Source organism: Herbaspirillum sp. WTB6 (genome assembly GCF_057457785.1).
Map to the genome: position 1 here is coordinate 1,002,082 of NZ_CP176522.1, position 19,823 is coordinate 1,021,904.

General features: G+C 64.2%; 12 protein-coding genes. 9 read left to right on the forward strand and 3 right to left on the reverse strand.

Annotated features, from left to right (window positions below):
• Positions 1 to 10: 10 nt before the first annotated feature.
• Positions 11 to 4,177 carry a YhdP family protein gene (locus tag ACK2VC_RS04600; protein ID WP_486732421.1) on the reverse strand — a complete coding sequence of 1,389 codons (4,167 nt, stop codon included), beginning with the start codon at positions 4,175 to 4,177 and terminating at the stop codon, positions 11 to 13.
• A 145-nt stretch (positions 4,178 to 4,322) separates the two neighbouring features.
• Here ACK2VC_RS04600 and glnE point away from each other — a divergent pair, with 145 nt between their 5' ends.
• Positions 4,323 to 7,052 carry a bifunctional [glutamate--ammonia ligase]-adenylyl-L-tyrosine phosphorylase/[glutamate--ammonia-ligase] adenylyltransferase gene (glnE, locus tag ACK2VC_RS04605; RefSeq protein WP_486732422.1) on the forward strand — a complete coding sequence of 910 codons (2,730 nt, stop codon included), beginning with the start codon at positions 4,323 to 4,325 and terminating at the stop codon, positions 7,050 to 7,052.
• Between the two features lie 142 nt (positions 7,053 to 7,194).
• Positions 7,195 to 8,457: an NAD(P)/FAD-dependent oxidoreductase gene (locus ACK2VC_RS04610; RefSeq protein WP_486732423.1), complete on the forward strand. Its 1,263-nt coding sequence runs from the start codon at positions 7,195 to 7,197 to the stop codon at positions 8,455 to 8,457.
• 55 nt (positions 8,458 to 8,512) lie between these two features.
• Here the strand turns inward: ACK2VC_RS04610 and gap are convergent, their stop codons facing one another.
• Positions 8,513 to 9,529 (reverse strand): type I glyceraldehyde-3-phosphate dehydrogenase, encoded by a 1,017-nt coding sequence (gap, locus tag ACK2VC_RS04615; RefSeq protein ID WP_486732424.1) that lies wholly within the window; start codon positions 9,527 to 9,529, stop codon positions 8,513 to 8,515.
• 33 nt (positions 9,530 to 9,562) lie between these two features.
• Positions 9,563 to 11,557: a transketolase gene (tkt, locus tag ACK2VC_RS04620; protein ID WP_486732425.1), complete on the reverse strand. Its 1,995-nt coding sequence runs from the start codon at positions 11,555 to 11,557 to the stop codon at positions 9,563 to 9,565.
• 209 nt (positions 11,558 to 11,766) lie between these two features.
• On the opposite strand from tkt, the gene ACK2VC_RS04625 reads away from it, so the two are divergent.
• The 7 genes from ACK2VC_RS04625 to lspA all read left to right on the forward strand — a co-directional run bounded on the left by ACK2VC_RS04625 (position 11,767) and on the right by lspA (position 19,798).
• Positions 11,767 to 12,492, forward strand: coding sequence for a 16S rRNA (uracil(1498)-N(3))-methyltransferase (locus ACK2VC_RS04625; RefSeq protein ID WP_486732426.1), 726 nt, complete (start codon positions 11,767 to 11,769; stop codon positions 12,490 to 12,492).
• A 178-nt stretch (positions 12,493 to 12,670) separates the two neighbouring features.
• Positions 12,671 to 13,666 (forward strand): IS30 family transposase, encoded by a 996-nt coding sequence (locus ACK2VC_RS04630; RefSeq protein ID WP_486730009.1) that lies wholly within the window; start codon positions 12,671 to 12,673, stop codon positions 13,664 to 13,666.
• A gap of 215 nt (positions 13,667 to 13,881) precedes the next feature.
• Positions 13,882 to 14,298, forward strand: a complete 417-nt coding sequence (locus ACK2VC_RS04635; protein ID WP_486732427.1) for a YidB family protein — start codon at positions 13,882 to 13,884, stop codon at positions 14,296 to 14,298.
• Between the two features lie 48 nt (positions 14,299 to 14,346).
• Positions 14,347 to 15,228: a M90 family metallopeptidase gene (locus ACK2VC_RS04640; RefSeq protein ID WP_486732428.1), complete on the forward strand. Its 882-nt coding sequence runs from the start codon at positions 14,347 to 14,349 to the stop codon at positions 15,226 to 15,228.
• A gap of 49 nt (positions 15,229 to 15,277) precedes the next feature.
• Positions 15,278 to 16,261: a bifunctional riboflavin kinase/FAD synthetase gene (locus ACK2VC_RS04645; protein ID WP_486732429.1), complete on the forward strand. Its 984-nt coding sequence runs from the start codon at positions 15,278 to 15,280 to the stop codon at positions 16,259 to 16,261.
• Between the two features lie 83 nt (positions 16,262 to 16,344).
• Positions 16,345 to 19,230 (forward strand): isoleucine--tRNA ligase, encoded by a 2,886-nt coding sequence (gene ileS / locus ACK2VC_RS04650; RefSeq protein WP_486732430.1) that lies wholly within the window; start codon positions 16,345 to 16,347, stop codon positions 19,228 to 19,230.
• A gap of 67 nt (positions 19,231 to 19,297) precedes the next feature.
• Entirely contained in the window at positions 19,298 to 19,798 is a 501-nt protein-coding gene (lspA, locus tag ACK2VC_RS04655; RefSeq protein ID WP_486732431.1) for a signal peptidase II, read from the forward strand.
• Positions 19,799 to 19,823 lie beyond the last annotated feature (25 nt).

Sequence of the window (19,823 nt, forward strand, 5' to 3'; positions counted from 1 at the left end):
GTTCCCTCCGTCATTGCGGCACCGCTTCGGCCGGCGCGGCAGGAATTGCCGGCAGCGGCTCGCCGGGCTTGCGCTCCAGCTTGACCACCTTCGGGTCCTGCCATGAGCCGCTGATATCGTATTCAAAGGTGAAGGCGCGAATCAGCGGGTCGCGCAGGAACAATTGCGCCAGGAAGGAGCCGATGCCGACCACCGGATTGATTGCCAGCGCGGCGACCACCGACGCCGTGCCAAGATTGATCTCGGGGATCACGACCACGCGCAGCTTCTGCGACTCCTGCACCAGATCGGCGCTGCCGTCCATCAGGACCGTGGCGCTAACGCTGCCCATCTTGAAATTGTCGGTCGTGACACGGCCTTTGGCAATGGTCGCGGTGCCGACCACGCCGTCAAACGCGAAGCCCTCCGAAAACACGTCGCGGAAATCCAGCGTCAGCCGCCGTGGCAGCGACTGCAGACTGAGCACGCCCAACAGCTTGGCAGCGCCAGGATCGACCTTCAGGAACTGGCCGGCCTGCAAGTCCAGATGGACCTGCCCCGACAGCGATGGAATATCGATGGAAAACGGCAAGCCGCTCCAGGTGGCTTCGCCATCCATCCGTCCTTTGCCGCCACGCAATACCTGGGCGAAACCGAAACGCTCCAGCAGCTTGCCGGCGTCGTTGATGTTCAGCGCATAAGTCAGATTGGAGACGCTCTTGCCGCCGCCGGTCATCCATTTGCCGGCGCCCTTCAATTCGGCATCGGCGTTGGCGATCTCCAGCTTGCCGATGCGCCACTCGCGGGTATTGCTGCCGGGTTCCGGGCGCACGTTATTGGCGACCAGTTCCAGCCGCCCGAACGGCTTGCCGAACAACTGGAAGTTGTCGGCCACGATATCCAGCGCCGGAATCTGGGTCGTTTCATTCTTCCCCTCCAGCAAATCGCTGACTTCGCTGGCGGCCGATTGCGGGATGATCAGCGAAGTCAGGCGCGCCTTGACCCGCCCCAGAGTGCGGCCCGACTTCGACTCATTCCAGGTGACGTAGCCGGAGGCCTGGGCGGAATCGATATTCACCTGCCATACGTTGTCCTGGTGCGAAGCGCCGACCACCACGTTGTCGAGCTGCTTGCCCATCACGATCAGTTCGGTGGCGCGCGCCGCCAGCACTTCCGGTTCGATGTACTGGCCGATATCGAACTCGCCGGGCCGGGCCGCCGCGACCACCTCTTTTTCTGTGTCCGGCGCGGTCATCGACGCCACGATGTTGCGCCAGGCGTCAATATTCAGCGTCTCCAGGCTGACGTTGGCCAAGAGCCCGCTATCCGGTTCCGGCGCCGGCACGTTGACGCCGATACCGCCCGCCACCACGCGCCAGGCGCCATGTTTTTCCACCGGCCGCTGGCGCAGGTAGCGCGCTGCAATGGTGGAGCCGAGCGTCAGGCGGATTTCGTCGCGCGCCGCCAGCACGTCGTCTGACGGCACGCCGGCCAGTTCGAACCTGAGCGGCAGCGGCTGGTTGGCCGCCTTGCGCAGCGGCACCGGGAAATCGAGCCCAATCCCGTTCAAATCCGATTCCACCACGATCCCGGGGCGGCGCTCCTTGACCGTAATCGCCGCGCTATAGCGGGTGCTGCCGCTGATCCTCTGCAACGGCCGCTGCATCGCTGCCTGCGGCCAGTTCTTGCGCAAGCCGTCGGCCGACAGGCTGCCTTCAACCTTGACCAGGATCGTGCCGTCGGCGCGGCTGCCGCCGGAAAGCGCCACCGGCCCGCCCAGGAATTCACCCTTGATGCCATTCAGGTTGAAGCCGTGCTCGTTGAATTCCAGCTTGCCGCCGGCCCGGGAGATGGCCGGTATGGCGTTTTGCAGAACCACTTCGTTGTTCGCCAATTGCAGCGTGCCCTGGACTTTGGCATCGTGCATGTGTTCCAGCGGCAGTTGCAGCTTGAGCGCCAAGCTGGCGTTGCCGGTGGCCCGGGTTTCCTCGGTGAAATCGCCGATCCAGCCCAGCACCGGGCTTTGATTGACGTAGCCGACCAGATCCTGCAAGGCGCCGGCCGCGCTGCCATCGATCTCGAGCCGCCGGTCATGAGCGAGCAAATCGGGAATCACCGCAGTCACGCCACTCAATGCGACGTTGCGGGTCTTGGCGCTGCGCGCCTTGATTTCCATGCGGTTGCGCTCGAACACGAAGCTGCCGTCGATCTGTTCCAGCAGCGGCCACTCCGGCGACTTGCCGTCGATACCGAATTCGCCCGGCGTGTAGTTCAGGCTGCCGTTCTCGATTTTTCCGGCGACCCTGAATTCGCCCTTCTGCTGTCCGGCCGGCCGCTCGGCGGCAAACGGGAACTGCGCCAGATCGCCCTTCAACTGCAGCGTCACGTCGCTGGCACGCCCCTGGCGCAAGGCGCCCAGCAGCCAATCGCGCAAATGCGCCGGCGTCGCGCTCGGCAGGTAGCGCCCAAGCTGGCTGAAATCGAAGCTCGATATCTTGCCCGAGAGTTCGATGGTGCCGGGCGACTTCGGCTCGTGCAAGGCCATCTGGTGCCGGCCGGAAAACGAGGCCGCGACGCCGTCCTGACGGAAATCCAGGCGATCGAGTTGCACCGACAAGGTTTTTTTGTCGGGGAAGGTCCAGCGCGCCTGCAGGCCCAGTTGGTCAAACGGCAGCAGCGGGCTGCTCAGGTAGCCGGGCAACTGCAGCTGCGACTGCGGCGAATCGAGTTTCAGCAAGCCGCCTTTTTCATTGACGTCGAGGCTGCCGGTGAAATTCTCGAAGCCCGGAATCGCCGCCGCTTTGCCGCTGCCCGGCTGGCCGTTGATGCCAAGCCCGCTGAAACTGCCCTTGACCACGTAGCCGGAAAAATCGGCCCAGGCGCCGCGCCATTGCGCCGAAAAATCCATCAGCCGGCCGCGCGGGGCATAGGCTTGCAACAGCTGCCGCTGCGCGGCCGACAGCGGCAGGCGCTCCGCCAGTACCGCCAGCGGCTGCAGTTCCAGCGTCTGGATGTCGATCCGGGTGCGCGCCGCCTGGGTCTTGGTGGCAGCGGCGAAGGTTTCACTGAAAGTGGCGGCGGGCAGGACGACGCCATCCGCGGTCTGCAGCGACAGATTGCTCAAGGTTACCGTGTGTCCCTGACGGCCGAACGACAGCAGTTCGATCTTGCGCGCCGGCTGATAAGTTTCGCGCGCCGCCACCCGGCCGCTGACCTGGCGCAGGTCGAGCGGCGGCAGGTCTGGCGCGAAGCGGGCGGAAACGTCGTTCAGCGCCAGATCGGCGGTGAAATCGGCAACGTTGGCATGATCGAAGCGCAGCCAGGCGCGCAGCATGCCGGCGCCGCGGCTGATCTCGATCGGATAATCCAGGTAGGGCTTCCAGGCCGCCAGATCGGCGTGCCGCACGTCCACGTATAGTTCACCGCTCCACAACCTCGGATCGGCGCTATTGGCGGCAAACGGCGGATGGGTGAAATCGGCACGGACGTCGAGCGGCGCCGCCAATGCCGCCAGTGGCGCCGCCTGCAGTGCCAGGCGGTGGCGGCGCCAATTGTTTTGCAGCACGAAATTCACATTGTCCAGCGTCAGCTCGGGCGCGCCGCGCTGCGCATCGTTCCAGCGCACGCGGCCGCCGCGGATGACGATCTGGCGCTGCGACAGGGCCCAGGCAGCGCCGGCACCGTCACCTTGTTTTTCCGGATCGATGAAGATGCCGGCCACGTACAGCTTGCCGTCACGCTCGCGGCGGATGTCCAGGTCGGGGCGCAGGATTTCCAGATCGGCCAGGCGCAAATCGGCTGCCGCCAGCGACCACCACGAGACCGTGGCGGTCACCTCCGGCAGGTGCAGCGCGGCGCGCCCCTGCGGGTCCTGGATGGCGACATCGGTAAACGCAAGATGGGGGCGCAAGCCGTGCCACGAAGCCCGGATCGTGCCGATCGACACCGACTGGCCGACGGCGCGCGCGGCGAACCGTTCGATATTGCCCTTGTAATTGTCGATGTTCGGCAGCACCGCGTAGCGCAGGGTCAGGAACAGCGCGCAAAAAATGAAATAGGCGAGCACGGCCAGTTTGAACAGCGCCCCCAGCAGGCGCCGCAGCCAGCGATCCAGGTGCCGGTAACCACCGGCAAGCGCCGTGCCCCAGGCCACTAGGCGGCGCAGCGGCGCAAAACGTTGGAGCAGCCCGGTCGTCATCAGGCGAAACGGCGCTCGGGATGGAATAAAATGACTGCGGCGGGCATTCGGCGCTGCGCCGGGAACCCCATTGAACGCCGCGCTGCGGACATGACCCGCATGCCCGCGCCGGAATCCGAACAACCCTTTTTCAAACCCGCCCTCCGTGATCAATTCGCTTTTGACCAGCCATGCCGCCTCCCGGTTCGTTGCGCGCTGGATAGACTCCGAGCCTGGACGCGCCGGACTGGTGCAGGACCTGGCCCGATTATCCCTGAGCACGGCCGACTTTGCTCGCATTTTGCAAAACGAGATGGAGCGCGGGACCCCACTGCCGGCGGCGATGCGGCGCCTGCGCAACCTGGTGCTGGCGGTGCTGATCGAACGCGACCTGGGCGGGCGCGCCGACCTGGCCGAAGTGGTGGCGACCATGACGGCCTTCGCCGAATTTGCGATCCGCACCCATCTGGCGGCGTTGACGGCGGAATTGAGCGCCTTGCATGGGGTGCCGCTGGGCCAGGATTCGGGCCAGCCGCAGGAGCTAATCGTGCTCGGCATGGGCAAGCTGGGCGGGGCCGAATTGAACGTTTCGTCCGATATCGACCTGATTTTCGTCTATGCGGAAGAAGGCGAGACGCAGATAGCGACGCCCGGGCAGCGCTCGCTGTCGCATCATGAATTCTTCACCCGCCTGGGCAAGAAGCTGATCGGCGCCCTGTCCGAAATCACCGCCGACGGTTTTACCTTCCGGGTCGACATGGCGCTGCGCCCGAACGGCGCCTCCGGCCCGCTGGTGGCCAATCTCAACATGGTGGAACGCTACCTGATCGTGCAGGGGCGCGAGTGGGAGCGCTACGCCTGGATCAAGGCACGCGCCATCAGCGGCCACGCGGCCGATATCGAGGCGCTGGAAAATATCGTGCGGCCATTCATTTACCGCCGCTATCTCGATTTCGGCGCGATCGACGCGCTGCGCTCGATGCACGCGCAGATCCGGGCCGAGGTAAGGCGCCAGGAGCTGCGCCATCCGGAGCGCAGCGATAACGTCAAGCTGGGGCGCGGCGGGATACGCGAGATCGAATTCCTGGTGCAGGTATTCCAGTTAATCCGGGGCGGCCGCGACCCCGAATTGCGGGGGCGCTCGACCCGCGACACCTTGCGCACGTTGGCCGAAAAAGACTTGCTGGCCCCGGCCACGGTGCAGCAACTGCTGGAGTCGTACACCTTCCTGCGCAACCTGGAGCACCGGCTGCAATACCTGGACGACGCCCAAACCCATACGCTGCCCACCAACCCGGCCGATCGCCTGCGCGTGGCGCAGATGATGGGTTATGCCGATACCGATGGCTTGCTGGCAGCACTGGAACGGCAGCGCGCCAACGTCGCCGGCCAGTTTGACGCCATCTTCAGCGACCCGCGCCCCGGCCCGGCCGCAAATGCGGAAGACACCGACGCGCCCGGCTCGTCCCTCTCCGAGCGCGACACGCCGGAAACCGTGGCCACCTGCCTGGCATCGCTCGGCTTCGAGGATGCGCCGGCCGCCGCGCAGCGCTTGCTGCTGACCTGGCACGCGCCGCGCATGCAGTCGCTGCCGGAGGCCAGCCGCAACCGGATGACGATGCTGGTCAATGCCGCGCTGCCGGTGATCGGCGCCTTGCCGCAGGCGCGCGCCGCCACGCTCGGGCGGCTGCTGGATTTCCTGGAAGCGATCGCGCGCCGCGCCGCCTATCTGGCCCTGCTAACGGAATATCCGTACACGCTGGTGCGCGTGATCCGCATGATCAACGCCAGCGACTGGGCCGCCAAGTTCCTGACCCGGCACCCGATCCTGCTGGATGAAATCCTGGAGGAAAGAACCCTCAAGACCGGCTCCGACTGGCCCGCCTTCGCCGCCGATTGCCAGCGCCAGCTGGATGCCGCCAGCGGCGACACCGAACGGCAGATGGATATCCTGCGCGAAATGCACCACGTGCAAGTGTTTCGCCTGCTGGCGCAAGACCTGGAAGGCGAGCTGACGGTGGAGCGGCTGGCGGACGAACTGTCGGCGCTGGCCGACATCCTGGTGGCGCAGACCGTCCACGCCGCCTGGCGCACGATCGCCAATCGCCACCGCGAGATCCCGCTGTTTGCCGTGATCGCCTATGGCAAGCTGGGCGGCAAGGAACTGGGCTACGCCTCCGACCTCGACCTGATTTTCCTTTACCAGGACGACGATCCGGAAGCACCGGCGCTGTATGCCAAGCTGGCGCAGCGCTTCATCACCTGGATGACCAGCCATACTTCGGCCGGCACGCTGTTCGATATCGACATCGCCTTGCGCCCGGACGGCGCCTCCGGCCTCCTGGTGTCGCCGCTGTCGAATTTCCGCAAATACCAGTTGTCGTCAGCCTGGGTGTGGGAACACCAGGCCCTGACCCGGGCCCGCTTTTGCGCCGGCGATGCGGCCATCGGCGCCGAATTCGAGGCGATCCGCGCCGCCGTCCTGTGCCAGGCGCGCGACGCCTCGGCCCTGAAAAAAGAAGTGACCGCGATGCGCACCAAGCTGCACGAGGCCCATCCGAACCGCACGCCGCTGTTCGACTTGAAGCACGACACCGGCGGCATGATGGACATCGAATTCATCGTGCAATACCTGGTCCTGCTGCATGCCGCGCGCTTCCCGCAACTGGTGGCCGACATCGGCAACATCGGCTTGCTGAAGCTGTGCGGCGAACTGGGCTTGATCGAGCCAGCGCTGGCCACCCGCGTGGCCGATGCCTACCGCAGCATGCGCCGCCTGCAGCATCAGATGCGGCTGCAGGGTGAACAGCGGGCGCGGGTCGAGGTACAGCAGGTCGCGCCGGAGGCGGCTGCGGTCAAGCAGCTCTGGGTAGCGATCCTCGGCCCGGCTGACTGATGAAATTGGATATATCGAAATTCCTTTTTATTCGTTTCGATTGCCTGCGCCGGCTCATAGAATAAAAAATCTATCGCACTTATAGATTTTTTAAATATGACGCTTCGCCGCCGTTGCGAAGTTCTTGCCGAAGGCGCACAAAATGAATACCCATCAGTCCGTTGCCCGCAAACATGCGGTCGTCATCATTGGCGGCGGTGCCGGCGGCACCGCCAGTGCGGCACGCTTGCGGCGCGCCAGGCCGGATCTGGACATTGCCGTGATCGATCCCGCGTCGTTCCACTATTACCAGCCGGCCTGGACCCTGGTCGGCGGCGGCCAGTACGCCGCCGCGGCGACGCGGCGCAAGCTGCACGATTGCCTGCCGCGCGGAGTAACGCACATTGTCGCCAGCGTGGCTGCATTGCAGCCGGATGACAAGCAGGTGCTGCTGGAGGATGGCACGCGCATCGGCTACGACTTCCTGGTGGTGGCGGCCGGCATCCAGCTCGATTGGGATGCGGTCGAGGGCTTGAGCGAGACGCTGGGTAAAAACGGCGTCACCAGCAATTACCGCTACGATCTCGCGCCCTACACCTGGGAGTGCGTGCGCCAGTTCGGCGGCGGCACCGCAGTCTTCACCCAGCCCGGCACGCCGGTCAAATGCCCGGGAGCGCCGCAAAAGGCGCTGTACCTGGCGGCCGACACCTTCAAGAAACGCGGCGTTGCCGCCAAGGTCCACTTCTGCACCGCCGGCGGCGCCGTGTTCGGCGTGCCGTTCTATGCGCAGGCGCTGGAAAAGGTAATGGCCTCCTACGACGCCAAGCTCCAGTTCGGCCACAATCTGGTGGCGGTCAATGGCACTGACAAGATCGCCACCTTCGAGACGGTGGTCGATGGCCAGAAGCAGCGCACCGAGATTCATTTCGACCTGCTGCACGTAGTACCGCCGCAGAGCGCGCCGGAATTCATCCGCAACAGCCCGCTGGCCGACGCCAACGGCTGGCTGGAAGTGGACAAGAACAGCCTGCGCCATGTGCGCTATTCGAATGTTTACGGCCTGGGCGACTGCACCTCGACCCCGAACAGCAAGACCGCCGCCGCCATCAAGAGCCAGGCGCCGGTGCTGGTGAGCAACCTGCTGCAGGCGATCGAGGGCCGCAGCAACGCGGCGCAATACGACGGCTATGCCGCCTGTCCGCTGACCACTTCGGTCGGCAAGGTGATGCTGGCGGAGTTCAGCTACGGCGGCGTGATTTCGCCCAGCTTCGCGGCCGATCCGCGCGTACCGCGCCGCTCCTACTGGTGGCTGAAGAAGTGGTTCATGCCCTTCCTCTACTGGAACATCATCCTGAAGGGGCGCGACTGGCCGGTGGTGCACAAGAAGCGCGAATTTCCGGTCTGCGTACCCTCGGTGCAGCCCTGACCGCCCCATAAAAAACGCCCCGCTTCGCGGGGCGTTTTTACTTGGACTTCCGGAATTACTTGGCGCTCATCAGCGCCGCCGTGGTATCCAGCATGCGGTTCGAGAAGCCCCACTCGTTGTCGTACCACGACGACACCTTGACCAGGCGGCCCGAGACCTTGGTCAGCGTGGCATCAAAGGTGCTGGAAGCCGGGTTGTGGTTGAAGTCGATCGACACCAGCGGCGCGGTGTTGTATTCGAGGATGCCTTTCAGCGGGCCGCTGTCGGCGGCGGCCTTCATGATGGCGTTGACTTCATCGACCGTGGTGTCGCGCGCGGCGATGAAGGACAGGTCGACGATCGAGACGTTGATGGTCGGCACCCGGATCGCGTAGCCGTCCAGCTTGCCGTTCAGTTCCGGCAGCACCAGGCCGACCGCCGAGGCGGCGCCGGTCTTGGTCGGGATCATGCTCATCGTCGCCGAGCGGGCGCGGCGCAGGTCTTCGTGCATGACGTCGGTCAGCACCTGGTCGTTGGTGTAGGCGTGAACAGTCGTCATCAGGCCGTTTACCAGGCCGATCTGGTCATGCAGCGGCTTGACCAGCGGCGCCAGGCAGTTGGTGGTGCAGGACGCGTTCGAGATCACGGTGTCGGACGCTTTCAGCACGCCATGGTTAACGCCGTAGACGACGGTGGCGTCGACATCCTTGCCGCCCGGGGCCGAGATGATGACTTTCTTGGCGCCGCCCTTCAGGTGGGCCGAAGCCTTTTCCTTGGTGGCGAACAGGCCGGTACATTCCAGCACGACATCGACATTCAATTCGCCCCACGGCAGGTTGGCCGGGTTGCGCTCGGCAAACACCTTGATCTTGTCGCCGTTGACCACCATGAAATCGCCCTCGACTGCGACCGTGCCGGGAAACTTGCCGTGCGCGGTGTCATGGCGGGTCAGGTGCGCATTCGATTCGGCATTGCCGAGGTCGTTGATGGCGACGATCTGGATCTGGCCCTTGAATTTGCCGCCTTCGTAATGGGCGCGAAGGATGTTGCGGCCGATACGGCCATAGCCGTTGATTGCTACGCGAATGGTCATGGAAAACTCCTGAATGAAGTAAGCTACAAACGATTAAACCAACACCGATTTGACGGCCGACACCAGATGCTCGGTGGTAATGCCGAAATGTTTGAACAAGGCGCCAGCCGGGGCCGATTCGCCGAAGGTGTCGATCCCGACCACCGCGCCATCGAGGCCGACATATTTGTGCCAGAAGGCGGTCACGCCGGCCTCCACCGCCACGCGCGGCACGCCCCTGGTCAGCACGCTGGCCTTATAGGCGGCATCCTGGCGGTCAAAAACCTCGGTCGACGGCATCGACACCACGCGCACCGGAATGCCGACGGCTGCCAGTTGTTCGGCGGCCTGCACCGCCAGTTCGACCTCGGAACCGGTCGCGATCAGGATCGCGCGTGCATTCGGAGCCTCCTTCAGCACGTAGCCGCCGCGCTGGATGGCGGCGATCTGCGCGGCGCTGCGCTCCTGATATGACAGGTTCTGGCGCGAAAAAATCAAGCTCGTCGGACCATCGCGGCGCGCCACCGCCTGCGCCCAGGCTACCGCCGATTCGACCGTGTCGCAGGGGCGCCAGTTGTCCAGATGCGGGATCAGGCGCAGGCTGGAGACATGCTCGACCGACTGGTGGGTCGGGCCGTCTTCGCCAAGGCCGATCGAATCGTGGGTGAAGACGAAGATCGAGCGGATCTTCATCAGCGCCGCCATGCGCAAGGCATTGCGGCTGTAGTCGGAGAAGGTCAGGAAGGTGGCGCCGAACGGAATGTAGCCGCCATGCAAGGCGATGCCGTTCATGATCGCGCTCATGCCGAATTCGCGTACGCCGTAGTTGATATGGTTGCCGGCATGCTCGGCGCGCACCGCGACCGATTCCTTCCAGTTGGTCAGGTTGGAGCCGGTCAGGTCGGCCGAGCCGCCAAGGAATTCCGGCAGCACCGGCGCCAGGGCTTGAATCGCATTCTGGCTGGCCTTGCGGGTGGCGATGGTTTCCTTTTTCTCGACGCAGGCGGCGACATAGGCTTGCACCGTGTCGGCGAAGTTGGCCGGCAGCTCACCCTGCATGCGACGCAGAAATTCCGCCGCCTGGCGCGGGTGGCGCTCGCGGTAGAGTGCGAACGCGGCGTTCCACTCGCCTTCCCGCGCCGCGCCGGCGGCTTTCGCGTTCCACGCCTGATAGACGTCGGCCGGAATCTCGAACGGCGCATACGGCCAGCCGAGCGCTTCGCGCACCGCCGCGATTTCCTTGTCGCCAAGTGCGGCACCGTGCACCTTGTCGGTGCCGGCCAGGTTGGGCGAACCCTTGCCGATGATCGTCCTGCAGCAGATCAGGGTCGGCCTGTCGGCTTGCTTGGCCTGCGCGATGGCGGCATCGACCGCATCCACATCGTGGCCGTCGACCGCGCGAATCACGTTCCAGCCATAGGCTTCGAAACGCTTCGGCGTGTCGTCGCGGAACCAGCCGTCGACCTTGCCGTCGATCGAAATGCCGTTGTCGTCGTACAGCACGATCAGCTTCGACAGGCGCAAAGTGCCAGCCAGCGAGCAGGCTTCATGCGAAATGCCTTCCATCAGGCAACCGTCGCCGACGAAGGCATAGGTGTGATGGTCAACCAGTTGGCAATCCGGCTGGTTGAATTCGGCCGCCAGCAGTTTTTCCGACAGCGCCATGCCGACCGCATTGGCCAGCCCCTGGCCGAGCGGGCCGGTGGTGGTTTCGATGCCGGGCGTGACGTGCACTTCCGGGTGTCCTGGCGTTTTGGAATGCAGTTGGCGGAAATTGCGGATCTCGTCCATCGACAAGTCGTAGCCGGTCAGGTGCAGCAGCGCATACTGCAGCATCGAGCCGTGGCCGTTGGACAGCACGAAGCGGTCGCGGTTGGCCCAGTGCGGATTGGCCGGATTGTGGCGGTAGTGGCGCGCCCACAGGGCGACCGCGATCTCCGCCATCCCCATCGGCATGCCGGGATGCCCGGAATTTGCCTTTTGTACTGCATCCATCGCCAACGCGCGGATTGCATTGGCCATCTTGGTGGTGGGGAGCGAAGAAGTCATGTTGTTCAGATCAATGGCGGCTCGGGGCGAGCGGGTGAAATGGGACGAGGAAAGCCCGATATTTTACCAGAGAGGGGATGGCGGACTTAAAATTGACGCCCCGCCATCCAGGAGACCCGCCGTGCCCGCCGCCCGCCCACCCCAGACCCCGAACCGCAGTTCCGCCCGGACGGCAGGCGGTATCCGGGCACTGCGCTGACGGCCGCGCCATGCCCCGCTTTTATTGCCCGCAGCCGCTGGCGATCGGCACCGTCGTCGCCCTGCCCGCGCATGTCGCGCATCACCTGCAGGTCGTGCGCGCCGCCGTCGGCGAGCACATCACGCTGTTCAACGGCGAGGGCGGCGAATTTACCGCGGTCCTCGGCGCACTCGACAAGAAGCGCGCCAGCGCCGAAATCAAGGCCTTTTCGCCGCGCGAAGCCGAATTGCCGTACGCGCTAAAGCTGGCGCAAGCCTTGCCGGAAGCGTCGAAGATGGACTGGATCATCGAAAAGGCGGTGGAACTGGGCGTCTCGGCGATCCAGCCGCTGGCGGCGCAGCGTTGCGTGGTGCGGCTTTCGGCCGAGCGCGCGGCGAAAAAATCGGAGCATTGGCAAGGTATCATCGCCGCCGCCACCGAACAGAGCGGGCGCAACCGGCTGGCACAACTGGCCGAACCGCTACGGTTCGACGACTGGGTCGCGCAACGCGATCTGCATCTGCGGGTGCTGTTTTCGCCGCGCGCAGGACAGTCGCTATCCACCTGGGCGCGCCACCACCCGCCGCAATCGCTGACGCTGGCGATCGGCCCGGAAGGCGGTTTCAGCGAGCGCGAGGAAGACACCGCCCAGGCGCAAGGGGTGCTGATGCTGTCGATCGGCGCGCGGGTCTTGCGCACCGAAACCGCGGGGCTTGCCGCCATCGCCGCGCTCAACGCCATCTGGGGCGAAATGTAGGAACCGGGCAGCGTGCGCATGGCATTCCTGAAATGCCTGTGTCAGTACCGTATTTATCCAGATACTCCCAATAACAATCAGGCGGTTTCAAACACGAAGTGCAACACCGATCAACGGAAGGAGGGCGAGATGCGCTAGCATTCGAACCCTTTGACCAGCCAGTCGAAAGTTGCCGAATATGCGCTATACGCACCTCACCCGAGACGAACGATACCAAATTCACGAACTGCAGGCAGACGATCATTCAGTCAGCGAGATTGCGCGCCGGCTGGGGCGGCATCGCTCGACGATCAGTCGCGAACTGCGGCGCAACCGGGGCGTGCATCAATGGCGGCCTGGCCAGGCACACGATAAAGCCTTGGCACGGCAACAGAACAGTCGTAATGCGAGCCGGGTTGCCGACGCCGCCTGGTTGGCGGTTCAGGCCTATATCCGCCTGGACCTGTCGCCCGAACAAGCGATCCACCGCCTGACGCTGGAACGGGGCAGCCCGATCGGCATCAGTCATGAGAGCGTCTATCAACGGATCTACGCCGATCGGCGTGGCGGCGGCGATTTGATCCGGCACTTGCGCAGCCAGAAACCCCGGCGCCAGCGCCACGGCAGCGGCCGGCGGCGTCGGGGAATCCTGCCGGGCCGGATCGGCATCGAGCATCGTCCCCTGATGGTCGAGCAACGCCTGCGGCTGGGCGATTGGGAAGGCGACACCGTGATTGGCAAAGGCCAGCAAGGGGTGCTGGTGACGCTGGTGGAACGGCGGTCGCGCTTCACCCTGGCCGCCCCAGCCAACAGCAAGCAGGCCGAGGGCGTGGGTGCGGTGGTGGTCGATTTGCTCAGCCCGCATCGGCGGGTGTGCCACACCATCACCTTCGACAACGGATCGGAATTCGCCGACCACGCCTTGATCAGTGCCCGCCTGCGGGCCGATGTCTACTTTGCCCGCCCCTATCATTCCTGGGAGCGCGGCCTGAATGAAAACACCAATGGCTTGCTCCGGCAGTATTTCCCGAAGAACACCAATCTGAAAACCGTCAGCCAGCAAGCGCTCCAGGCCGCCGTCGACAAACTCAACCACCGCCCCCGCAAATGCCTTGGTTACAGAACCCCGCATGAGGTCTTTTACAACCTTGCTACACTTCCTCTGGATTTAGCCTATGTTGCACTTCGTGTTTGAAACCGCCTCACTGCTTCCGCATACAAAAGCTCAATTTAAATCACATACTCCATTCGCGATAACGGAAGTAACAAACCACCCGTGTGCCGGGCGCCGCCCTGAAAGTTCGTTCCCGCGTGCCGAACTTCAATCAGCATCAAACTTTCACCGGATCGTGCAGCACGAAAAGCCGGACGCTTCTACCCTTGGTGCTTCACCAAGCCAGGGGAATGACCATGGGCCTTTTTGACAGCGCGCTCGGCATGCTGGGCGGTGCCCAGCAGCAAACCGACGATCCCAAGGCAGAATTGCTGCAGGCGGCCGTGGCACTGCTGTCGAACGACAGCCAGGTGGGCGGCCTGCAAGGCCTGCTGGACAAATTCCAGGAAGCCGGGCTCGGCCACGTGATCGGCTCCTGGATCAACCCCGGCCAGAACCAGCCGATCTCGCCCGAGCAGGTGCAGCAAGTGCTGGGCGACGAGCAACTGCAGCAAATTTCCCAACAGACTGGAGTGCCGCCCGAGCAGGCGGCCAGCCATTTGAGCGAGTTGCTTCCCGGCCTGATCGATAAATTGACGCCGAACGGCGAAGTGCCGCAAGGCGGTCTGGGCCAGGTGGGCGCGCTGTTGGGGCAACTGCTGGGCAGGCATTAGCGCCAATCCGATTCATTGCAAGGCGGCGAAATCCGCGACAATGGAGCCATGCAATGGCTCCGCCAATTATTTCGCCGCGATCAAGCGCAGATCCCCGCTCCACTGTGGCAGGCGAGCGTTGCCCGGCTGCCGTTTCTACGGCGCCTGGCGCCGCCGGAGTTGGAGCGGCTCAAGCAATTGTCCGAAAGCCTGCTGGCCAGAAAGACCTTCACCGGCGCCGGCGGACTCGAACTCACCGATGAAATCGCCGTATCGATCGCGGCCCAGGCCAGCCTGCCGGTACTCAACCTGACGCTCGACTTGTACCGCGACATGGCCGGCGTGATCGTCTATCCGGCCGCCTTCATCGTGCCGCAGGCGGAAATGGACGAGGCCGGAGTGATGCACGAATGGCATGAACCGGTTTCTGGTGAGGCGCTGGACGCTGGCGGCGCAGTCGTGCTGTCCTGGGAAGACGTGGAACAGGCCGATTCGTCCATGACAATCCCCGGCTATAACGTCGTGATCCACGAATTCGCCCACAAGATCGACATGGGCGACGGCGTCGCCAACGGCTGCCCGCCGTTTCTGGCGGCCTATCACGGCGGCATAGCCGTTTCGGCGTGGCAGCGCAGCTTCAGCGCCGCCTATGAAGACTTCACGCGGCGCGTCGACGAACTGGAAAGCTGCCTGCCGGACAATTTCGACGAGGACAATCCGGCCCATGCCGCCCACTATGAGGGCTTGTGCGCCGGCTTGCCGCTCGACCCCTATGCCGCCAGCCACCCGGCCGAGTTTTTCGCGGTGGCGTCGGAAGCATTCTTCGTCCTGCCGCAGCCGTTGGCCACCGCCTATCCCGATATCTATCGCCTGCTGGTGCACTATTACCGCCAGGACCCTCTGGCAGGCAACCCGCCCGGTCTCCGGGAACCATGTCAAAAGCATCTATAATCCAAGGTTTTGCAGCAAGCTCTGCAACAGCTTCCTCAATCGACCTCCCATGAAGGTATTTCGCGGACTTCCCAATGCGGCCTCGCGCGCCCCGTGCGCGCTGACGATCGGCAACTTCGACGGCGTGCATCGCGGCCACCAGGCGCTGTTGGCGCGCGTGCGTGCCGCCGCCACCGATCTGGGCGTGGAAGCGGCGGTGATGACCTTCGAGCCGCATCCGCGCGAATTCTTTGCGCGCATGGCCGGCGATCCGTCGAAAGCGCCGGCCCGTATCGCCAATCTGCGCGACAAGCTGCAATCCCTGTCGAATGCCGGCGTCGACCGCACCATCGTCGAGCATTTCAATGCCCGCTTCGCCGCCATGCCGGCCCAGGACTTCATCGACAAGGTGCTGGTGCAAGGCCTGCACGTGAAATGGCTGATGGTCGGCGACGATTTCTGTTTCGGCGCGCGCCGCGCCGGCAACGTCCAAACCCTGATGCAAGCCGGCCAGCGCTGCGGCTTCCAGGTCGAGACATTGCCGCCGGTACTGAACGGTGGCACGCGCATTTCGTCGTCGGCGGTGCGCGCCGCGCTGGCCGCCGGCGATTTCATGCGCGCCGGGCAACTGCTCGGGCGCCCCTACACTATTTCTGGCCATGTGATTCACGGCAAGAAACTCGGACGTTCGCTCGGCTTTCCGACCCTGAACCTGCTGATCCGGCACAAGCGCCCGGCGCTCTCCGGCATCTTCGTGGTGCGCGTGCACGGACTGGGCTCGGCGCCGCTGGCCGGCGTCGCCAGCCTCGGGTTGCGGCCGACGGTGGACGACAGCGGCCGCATCCTGCTCGAAACTCACCTGTTCGACTACAGCGGCGACTGCTATGGCAAGCTGGTGCGGATCGAATTCCTGCAAAAGCTGCGGGATGAAGAGAAATATGCCGATTTGCCGTCGCTCACGGCCGCAATCGAAGGCGATGCCAGGCGCGCGCGCGCCTGGTTCCAGAGCGAGGACGGCGGTGGCCATGCGCGCGGCGCCACCGACCGAATTTGACGCCCTGGCGCCATAACCAGCCGCAGCGCGGATAGACAGCCCCGCGCCCGCCCTTGCCTCCCCCAATTCCAGCAAAGAACAACATGTCCGATCACGAATCCAGCAAAAGCAGCAAACCCAACGCCAAGACCGCCAGCAAGCATCCAGTCAACATGCCGGAAACGCCGTTCCCGATGCGCGGCGATCTCGCCAAACGCGAACCGAAATGGGTGCAGGAATGGCAGGACAGGAAGGTCTACCAGCGCATCCGCAAGGCCTCCGCTGGCCGGCCGAAATTCATCCTGCACGACGGCCCGCCGTATGCGAACGGTGACATCCACATCGGCCACGCGGTCAACAAGATCCTGAAGGACATGATCGTCAAGGCGCGCAACCTGGCGGGCTTCGATGCCCAGTACGTGCCGGGCTGGGATTGCCACGGCATGCCGATCGAAATCCAGATCGAAAAACAGTACGGCAAGAACCTGCCGACCGCCGAAGTGCTGGCGAAGTCGCGCGCCTACGCCGGCGAACAGATCGAACGGCAGAAGAAGGATTTCATCCGTCTTGGCGTGCTGGGTGAATGGGACAACCCGTACAAGACCATGAACTTTGGCAACGAGGCCGACGAAATCCGCGCGCTCGGTACCATCCTGGAAAAGGGCTACGTCTATCGCGGCTTGAAGCCGGTCAACTGGTGCTTCGACTGCGGCTCGGCCTTGGCCGAAGCGGAGGTCGAATACCAGGACAAGCGCGACCCGGCGATCGACGTCGGCTTCCCGTTTACCGAGCCGGAGAAAATCGCCCACGCCTTCGGCCTCGACAAGTTGCCCACGGAAAAAGGCTACGCGGTGATCTGGACCACCACACCGTGGACCATCCCGGCCAACCAGGCGCTGAACGTGCATCCGGATCACCGCTACGCGCTGGTGCAGACCGAGCGCAACGGCGAAACCCAGTTGTTGCTGCTGGCGGTGGAGCTGGTCGGCGACTGTCTGCAGCGCTATGGCCTGGAAGGCAAGATCATCGCCACCGCCGGCGGCGAGGCGCTGTCGATGCTGAAGTTCAAGCATCCGTTCGCCGATAGCGATCCGGGCTACGACCGCACTTCGCCGATCTTCGTTGGCGACTACGTGACGCTGGATGCCGGCACCGGCATCGTCCATTCGGCCCCAGCCTACGGCCTGGATGACTTCATCTCGTGCAAGGCGCACGGCATGAGCGACGACGAAATCCTGAAACCGGTGCTGGGCGACGGCAAATACGCATCCTGGCTGCCGTTCTTCGGCGGCCTGACGATCTGGGAAGCCTCGAAGCCGATCTGCGCCAAGCTGGAAGAAGTCGGGGCGCTGTTCAAGCTGGTGATGTTCGACCACAGCTACATGCACTGCTGGCGCCACAAGACGCCGATCATCTACCGCGCCACCTCGCAATGGTTCGCCGGCATGGATGTGACGCCCAAGGAGGGCGGCAAGAGCCTGCGCGAAACCGCGCTGGCCGCGATCGAGGACACCGCTTTCTTTCCCGCCTGGGGCAAGGCGCGCCTGCACGGCATGATCGCCAACCGCCCGGACTGGACGCTGTCGCGCCAGCGCCAATGGGGCGTGCCGATGGCCTTCTTCGTGCACAAGGAAAGCGGCGAACTGCACCCGCGCACGATGGAATTGCTGGAGCAGGTGGCGCAGCGGGTGGAAAAACACGGCATCGAAGCCTGGCAGACGCTCGATCCGGCCGAACTGCTTGGCGCCGATGCCGCCGACTATGTGAAGAACAAGGACACGCTGGACGTCTGGTTCGATTCCGGCACCACGCACCAGACCGTATTGCGCGGTTCGCATACCGCCCAATCGAAGTTTCCCGCCGACCTCTACCTGGAAGGCTCGGACCAGCACCGCGGCTGGTTCCATTCATCGCTCCTGACCTCGTCGATGATGAATGGCCGCGCGCCCTATGACGCGCTGCTGACGCACGGCTTCGTGGTCGACGGCGAAGGCAAGAAGATGTCGAAGTCGAAGGGCAACGTGGTGGCGCCGCAGAAAGTGTCGGACACCCTAGGCGCCGAAATCCTGCGCCTGTGGGTGGCCTCGACCGACTACTCGGGCGAACTCTCGATCTCCGACGAAATCCTGAAGCGCGTGGTGGAAGCCTATCGCCGCATCCGCAATACCCTGCGCTTTTTGCTGGCGAACACCTCCGATTTCGACCCGCACCAGGATGCACTGCCGATCGCCGAATTGCTCGAGATCGACTGCTATGCGATCGCCAACCTGGCGGCGCTGCAGGAAGAGATCCTGCAGCACTACCAGGTGTACGAATTCCACCCGGTGATCTCGAAGCTGCAGATGTACTGCTCGGAAGACCTGGGCGGCTTTTACCTCGACATCCTGAAGGACCGCCTGTACACCAGCGGCGCAACCTCGCACGCCCGGCGTTCGGCGCAAACCGCGCTCTGGCACATCACGCAAAGCCTGCTGCGCCTGATGGCGCCGACCCTGTCGTTCACGGCGGAAGAAGCCTGGGCCGCGTTCGCGCAGCCGGCCGAATTCGCCGCCAGCGACGAGACGATTTTCACGCAGACCTATTACGCGCTGCCGGCAGTCGCCGATGCGGCGGCGCTGCGCGGCAAGTTCGCGGCGCTGCGCGAAATCCGCGCCGAAGTCACCAAGCAATTGGAAGAAGTGCGGGTCGCCGGCGGCATCGGCTCGTCGCTGCAGGCCGAAGTCGAGATCCGTGCCAGCGGCGACAAATACCGGCTGCTGGAGAGCCTCGGCGACGATCTCAAGTTCGTGCTGATCACCTCGGCCGCCAACGTGACGCAAGTCGCGGATGCGGAGCAGGAAGCGGTGATCGTCACGCCGTCCACGCACCAGAAGTGCGAGCGCTGCTGGCACTATCGCGCCGATGTCGGCAGCGACGCCGGGCATCCGGGCCTGTGCGGCCGCTGCGTCTCGAACCTGTTCGGCGCCGGCGAGCAGCGTCACTTTGCCTGACCACCCCGCGCCGCCGTATGGGCGCGCTTGACCAACCCGACACTTGAAGCGAAGCGCAGCAGCAACCATGGCTAACAGAAAACGCTTTTCCACCTCCTCCAGCGCCGGACTGGCGCCATGGCTTGGCATCGCCACGATCATCGTCCTGCTCGACCAGCTGACGAAAATCACGATCACGCGCCTGTTCGCCTATGGCGAATCGCATCCGCTCACCTCGTTCTTCAACCTGGTGCTGGTGTATAACAAGGGCGCCGCCTTCAGTTTTTTGGCGCAAAGCGCCGGCTGGCAACGCTATTTCTTCACTGCCATCGGCATCGCCGCCGCGCTCTTCATCGTCTACCTGCTGAAGAAAAACGCCGGCCAGCGACTATTCTGCAGCGCGCTGGCGCTGATCCTGGGCGGCGCCATCGGCAATGTGATCGACCGCATCGCCTATGGCCATGTGATCGATTTCCTGGATTTCCATCTGGCCGGCTGGCACTGGCCGGCGTTCAATGTGGCCGATAGCGCAATCACGGTCGGCGCCGTGCTGTTCGTCCTGGACGAGCTGCGCCGGGTCAATAAATAAGCGACATCTGTGGACTGTTAAACTA

Coding starts and splice junctions, on each gene's coding strand:
- tkt (WP_486732425.1), bottom strand. CDS start 11,557: ATGACTTCTTCGCTCCCCACCACCAAGATGGCCAATGCAATCCGCGCG.
- lspA (WP_486732431.1), top strand. CDS start 19,298: ATGGCTAACAGAAAACGCTTTTCCACCTCCTCCAGCGCCGGACTGGCG.
- gap (WP_486732424.1), bottom strand. CDS start 9,529: ATGACCATTCGCGTAGCAATCAACGGCTATGGCCGTATCGGCCGCAAC.
- ACK2VC_RS04625 (WP_486732426.1), top strand. CDS start 11,767: ATGCCCCGCTTTTATTGCCCGCAGCCGCTGGCGATCGGCACCGTCGTC.
- ACK2VC_RS04645 (WP_486732429.1), top strand. CDS start 15,278: ATGAAGGTATTTCGCGGACTTCCCAATGCGGCCTCGCGCGCCCCGTGC.
- ACK2VC_RS04610 (WP_486732423.1), top strand. CDS start 7,195: ATGAATACCCATCAGTCCGTTGCCCGCAAACATGCGGTCGTCATCATT.
- ACK2VC_RS04640 (WP_486732428.1), top strand. CDS start 14,347: ATGCAATGGCTCCGCCAATTATTTCGCCGCGATCAAGCGCAGATCCCC.
- ACK2VC_RS04630 (WP_486730009.1), top strand. CDS start 12,671: ATGCGCTATACGCACCTCACCCGAGACGAACGATACCAAATTCACGAA.
- ACK2VC_RS04600 (WP_486732421.1), bottom strand. CDS start 4,177: ATGACGACCGGGCTGCTCCAACGTTTTGCGCCGCTGCGCCGCCTAGTG.
- ileS (WP_486732430.1), top strand. CDS start 16,345: ATGTCCGATCACGAATCCAGCAAAAGCAGCAAACCCAACGCCAAGACC.
- ACK2VC_RS04635 (WP_486732427.1), top strand. CDS start 13,882: ATGGGCCTTTTTGACAGCGCGCTCGGCATGCTGGGCGGTGCCCAGCAG.